This window comes from Streptomyces rugosispiralis (genome assembly GCF_024505145.1).
Classification (GTDB): Bacteria; Actinomycetota; Actinomycetes; order Streptomycetales; family Streptomycetaceae; genus Streptomyces; species Streptomyces rugosispiralis.
Genome location: NZ_JANIAA010000102.1, coordinates 1 through 6,281 on the forward strand (window position 1 = coordinate 1; position 6,281 = coordinate 6,281).

1 protein-coding gene is annotated in these 6,281 nt (G+C 69.4%); it reads left to right on the forward strand.

Annotated features, from left to right (window positions below; translation table 11 throughout):
* On the forward strand, positions 1-6,281 hold a 6,281-nt coding region (locus NP777_RS46340; protein ID WP_391858714.1), incomplete at both ends, for a type I polyketide synthase.

The window sequence follows — 6,281 nt, forward strand, 5'->3', positions numbered from 1 at the left end:
CCGAGTGCGCATCGTGGCCTGCGATGTCGGCGATCGTGAGGCGCTCGCCACTCTTCTGGCGACGATCCCGGATGTGCGTACCATCGTGCATGCGGCGGGCGTCCTTGACGACGGGGTGCTCGAATCGCTGGCTCCGGAGCGGATTCGTGAGGTGATGCGGGCCAAGGCCGACGGTGCCCGCCATCTCCATGAGTTGACCCGTGACATTGACCTCGATGCTTTTGTGTTGTTCTCGTCGGCTGCGGGGACTGTGGGCAATGCGGGTCAGGGGAGTTATGCGGCGGCCAACGCTGTCCTGGATGGGTTGGCGTGGCGGCGTCGGGCCGAGGGGCTGGTGGCCACGTCGGTGGCCTGGGGGGCTTGGGCGGACAGTGGCATGGGGGTCGGGCATGCACGGGCCATGGCACCACGGCTGGCGCTGGCAGCCCTTCAGCGAGCGTTGGACGACGATGAGACCGCACTGATGATCGCGGACATCGACTGGGAGCACTTCGGCTCCCGATTCACCGCCGTACGGCCCAGTCCGCTGCTCGGTGAACTGCTGGGTGGCCCCACTCATTCCACTCCCGCGGCGGGCGAGTTCGTCGACCGGCTACGGGCCCTCCCCCCGGCCGAGCGGGAACGGACGGTCCTTGAACTCGTACGTGGCCAGGTGGCCGTCGTTCTGGGACATGCCACCCCGGCGGCGATCGACACCGCGGCGACATTCCAGTCAGCCGGTTTCGACTCCCTGACCGCGATCGAACTCCGCAATCGGCTCATGGTGGCCACCGGAGTGCAGACACCTGCCTCGGTCGTCTTCGACTACCCCACTCCGGAACTTCTCGCCGGCCACCTGCGGGAGCGACTGCTCGGGGCAGGATCCGCAGCATTCTCGACGACGGTCGCCACGGCTCCGGTGGATGACGACCTGATTGCGATCATCGGCATGAGCTGCCGATTCCCTGGTGGTGTCGACTCGCCCGAAGAGCTGTGGCGGCTTCTGGAGTCGGGGACGGACGCCATTTCCGCCTTCCCACAGGACCGCGGCTGGGACCTCGTCGGCGGAGCCGATGGCGCGTCGGCCCGGGCGGGTGGCTTCCTCTACACGGCGGCCGAGTTCGACCCCACGTTCTTCGGAATCTCGCCGCGCGAGGCGATCGCGATGGATCCGCAGCAGCGGCTGTTGCTGGAGGCCTCGTGGGAGGTCTTCGAACGGGCCGGGATCGCCGCGGACGCGTTGCGGGGCAGTCCCACCGGAGTGTTCGTCGGCACCAACGGCCAGGATTACGCCGCCCTCGTCGGTAACGCACCACAGCGTGCGGACGGCCATCTGGCCACCGGCAGCGCGGCGAGCGTGGCGTCCGGCCGACTGTCCTACACCTTCGGGCTCGAGGGCCCGGCCATCACCGTGGACACCGCGTGTTCGTCGTCGTTGGTGGCCATGCACCTGGCCGCGCAGGCGCTGCGCTCGGGCGAATGCCGTATGGCACTTGCGGGCGGCGCCACGGTAATGGCTACGCCCACGGCGTTCGCCGAGTTCTCCCGACAAGGCGCGTTGGCCGCTGATGGCCGGTGCAAGGCGTTCGCGGCGGGCGCGGACGGCACCGGCTGGGGCGAAGGCGTAGGCGTGCTGCTGTTGGAGCGGCTGTCCGACGCCGAGCGGAACGGCCACCGGGTGCTGGCGGTGATCCGTGGCTCCGCCGTCAACCAGGACGGCGCCTCCAACGGCCTGACGGCGCCGAATGGTCCGTCGCAGCAGCGGGTGATCCGGCAGGCGCTGGTGAACGCCGGACTCGCCTCCCAAGACGTGGACGCGGTGGAGGCGCACGGTACGGGGACGATGCTGGGCGACCCCATCGAGGCGCAGGCTCTGCTGGCCACCTACGGTCAGGACCGGGACCCGGATCGGCCGCTGCTGCTGGGCTCCGTGAAGTCCAACATCGGCCATACGCAGGCCGCGGCCGGTGTGGCTGGTGTGATCAAGATGGTGATGGCGATGCGCCACGGGGTGCTGCCGCAGAGCCTGCACATCGACGAGCCCACTCCCCATGTGGACTGGACGGCCGGACGGATCGCACTGCTCACCGAAGCGTCCCCCTGGCCCCAGACGGGAGCGCCGCGACGCGCCGCGGTCTCCTCGTTCGGCGTGAGCGGCACCAACGCGCATGTGATCCTCGAACAGGCATCTGCGGTGGCCGAACCCGAGGAGACCGACACGGCGCGAACTCCCGAACCGCCAGCTGTTCCGTGGGTGCTCTCGGCACGGAGTGAGGCGGGGCTACGGGCACATGCCCTCAGACTTCGGTCCTTCGTGAGCGCCGATACTGATCTGCGCCCGGTCGATGTCGGCTGGTCGCTGGCGTCGGCTCGCGCGGTGTTGTCACACCGTGCGGTGGTCGTGGGTGCGGACCGCGATGAACTGCTGTGTGGGCTGGAGGCTGTGGCCGGTGGCAGTGGCGCGGTTGGCGAGGCCCGCACGCGTTCCGGGGTGGTGTTCGTCTTCCCGGGGCAGGGGTCGCAGTGGGTGGGGATGGCGTTGGAGCTGTTGGAGTCCTCGCCGGTGTTCGCGGGGTGGATGGGTGAATGTGCCGATGCGCTCGCTCCGTTCGTCGAGTGGTCGTTGTGGGATGTGTTGGGTGATGAGGTGGCGTTGGGGCGGGTTGATGTGGTGCAGCCGGTGTTGTGGGCTGTGATGGTGTCGTTGGGGGAGTTGTGGTGTTCGTTTGGTGTGGTGCCGTCGGTGGTGGTGGGGCATTCGCAGGGTGAGATCGCGGCGGCGTGTGTGGCGGGGGGTTTGTCGTTGGAGGACGGTGCGCGGGTGGTGGCCTTGCGGAGCAGGGCGTTGCTGGCTCTGTCGGGTCGGGGTGGGATGGTGTCGGTTCCGGTTTCCGCCGACGTGCTGCGGGGTCGTGTGGGGTTGTCGGTGGCGGCGGTGAATGGTCCGGTGTCGACGGTGGTGTCGGGGTCTGTTGAGGTGCTGGATGGGGTGTTGGCGGAGTTTCCGGGGGCCAGGCGGATTCCGGTGGATTACGCGTCGCACTCCTCGCAGGTGGAGGGGATCCGGGAGGGGTTGGCGGAGGCGTTGGCGTCGGTGCGGCCGCGTACGGGTGAGGTGCCGTTCTTTTCGACGGTGACCGGGCGGTTGATGGACACCGTGGAGTTGGACGCGGAGTACTGGTATCGGAATCTGCGTGAGACGGTGGAGTTCCGGTCCGCGATTGAGGGGTTGTTGGAGCTTGGCCATACGGTGTTTGTCGAGGCCAGTCCGCATCCGGTGCTGACCGTCGGCATCCAGGACACCGCCGATACCACCGACACCGCTATCGACACCGCCACCGACATCGTCGTCACCGGATCGCTGCGCCGCGACGACGGCGGTCCGGCACGCTTCCTCACCACGCTGGCCGAGCTGTCCGTACGAGGGGTGGCGACGGACTGGCGGCAGGCGTTCGAAGGGACCGGTGCCCAGTACGTCGACTTGCCGACCTACCCTTTCCAGCGGGAGCGCTTCTGGGTCGAGCCCACCGCCCCGGACATGGCCCGGGACGCCGGCGTCACCACTGCGGACGGCGAGTTCTGGGCGGCCGTCGAGCGCGAAGATGCCGCATCACTGGCAACGACCTTGCAGGTCGACGACGCCTCACTGGGCGATCTGCTGCCCGCCTTGTCGGCCTGGCGCCGCAGGCGGCACGAGCGGTCCGCGCTGGAGACCGTCCGGTACCAGGTCAACTGGAAGCCGCTCGTCGATAACCGACCCGCGACGCTGTCAGGCGCGTGGCTGGTCGTGGTTTCCCAGGCCGACGCTGACCATGAGTGGGTCTCCGGCGTAAGCGAGACGCTCGCCGAGTACGGGGCCGAGCCAGTGGTGTGCCTGGTGGACGAGCGTCACCTGGATCGTGCCGTGCTGGCCGACCTGCTGGCGAGCATGACCACTACAAGCGACACGAGCAACACGACGAGCACGACGAGCACGGCGAGCGCGGCGAGCGCGGCGAGCGCGGCGAGTGTCAGCGGCGTGGTGTCGCTGGTCGCCCTGGACCAGCGGCCGCACCCGGACTACGCCTCCGTGCCCATCGGTTTCGCGATGACGGTACTGCTGACTCAGGCGTTGGGCGACGTGGGGGTGGAGGCCCCGCTGTGGAGTCTGACCCAACGCGCCGTGTCCACCGGGCCCGCCGACACCCTCCTCGCGTCCGCATGGGCGCAGGCACTGGTGTGGGGTGTCGGCCGAGTGATCGCACTCGAGCAACCCCTGAGCTGGGGTGGTCTCATCGACCTGCCGACCGAGGTGAACACGAGGGCGCGGGAACAGCTGGCAAGGGTCCTGTCGGGCGTTTCGGGCGAGGACCAGGTCGCGATCCGGACGGTCGGGGCCTTCGGGCGCAGGCTCGTCCATGCCCCCGCGTTGCGGACCGACCAGCCGTCCTGGCGGCCGAGCGGGACCGTACTGGTCACCGGAGGCACCGGAGCGCTGGGCGGTCATATCGCGCGGTGGCTGGCGCATCAGGGCGCGGAACACCTCGTGCTGACCAGCCGTCGCGGTATGGCCGCGCCTGGGGCGTCCGCACTCGTGGCGGACCTGGAAGCGGCCGGAGCGGCGGTGACGGTGGCCGTGTGCGACGTGGCCGAGCGCGCCCAACTGGCCGAGCTGCTGACGGACATCGGCCCGCTGACGGCTGTTGTGCACACGGCCGCCCTGCTGGACGACGCGACGGTCGAGTCCCTGACCGCCGAGCAGCTGCACCGGGTGCTCCGCGTCAAGGTCGACGGTGCGAGGCATCTGCACGAGTTGACCCGTGACATGGAACTGTCCGCGTTCGTGCTCTTCTCCTCCCTGTCCGGGACGGTCGGCACACCGGGGCAGGGCAACTACGCACCGGGCAATGCCTTCCTCGACGTACTGGCCGAGTACCGCAGGGCCCAGGGCCTGGTGGCGACCTCGGTGGCCTGGGGCCTGTGGGCCGGTGGCGGGATGGGAGAGGGCGAAGCCGGCGAGGTGGCCCGGCGGCATGGTGTTCCCGCACTGTCGCCGGAGCTGGCGGTGGCCGCTCTGCGTACGGCCGTCGAACAGGGCGACGCGGTGGTCACTGTCGCCGACATCGAATGGGAACGCCATTACGCCGCCTTCACCGCGACGCGCCCCAGCCCCTTGCTCGCCGACCTCCCAGAGGTACGGCGACTTATCGACGCGGGGGCCGCTTCGGTCGTCGAGGAGACGAACCTGGACCGATCCGGACTCAGCGGGCGCCTGGCAGTGCTCGAAGGGGCCGAACAGCGGCGACTGCTGCTCGATTTGGTGCGCCGCGATGTCGCGGCGGTGCTCGGGCACACCGACCCGGAAACCGTGTCGTCCCACCGTGCCTTCCAGGAGCTCGGCTTCGACTCCGTGACGGCGGTCGAGTTCCGCAACCGGCTGGGTGCCGCGACCGGTCTGCGGCTCCCGGCCACTGCCGTATTCGACTACCCGACCCCGCTGGCCCTGGCGGAGTACGCGCGGTCGGAACTGCTGGGGACGGTCGGGGAGCCTCTTCGCGCCGAGCCGAGCGGCTCCCTCGTGGACGACGATCCGATCGTGATCGTAGGAATGAGCTGCCGCTTCCCCGGCGGGGTGAGCTCGCCGGAGGACCTGTGGGACCTCCTCACCGAGGGCGGGGACGCGATGTCGGCGTTCCCCGGGGACCGTGGCTGGGACCTGGCCGGGCTCTTCCACAGCGACCCCGGCCACCCGGGTACCTCGTACACCCGGACAGGTGGCTTCCTCCATGACGCGACCGCGTTCGACGCCGACTTCTTCGGCATCTCGCCACGTGAAGCGGTGGCGATGGACCCGCAGCAGCGGCTGCTGCTGGAGGCGTCATGGGAGGCGTTCGAGCGGGCGGGAATCGATCCTCGGTCGCTGCGGGGCAGCGAGACCGGGGTGTTCGCCGGCACCAACGGTCAGGACTACGTCAGCCTTTTGGGCGGAGATCAGCCGCAGGAGTTCGAGGGCCATGTAGGGACGGGCAATTCGGCATCGGTGATGTCCGGCCGGATCGCGTACGTCCTGGGGCTCGAGGGCCCGGCGCTGACGGTGGATACGGCGTGTTCGTCGTCGTTGGTGGCGTTGCATCTGGCGGTGCAGGCGTTGCGGTCGGGTGAGTGCTCGCTGGCGCTCGCGGGTGGTGTCACGGTGATGGCGACACCGGGTCTGTTCGTGGAGTTCTCCCGTCAGCGCGGCCTGGCCGCCGATGGTCGGTGCAAGGCGTTCGCGGGGGCTGCTGATGGCACCGGTTTCTCCGAGGGTGTGGGGATGCTGGTGG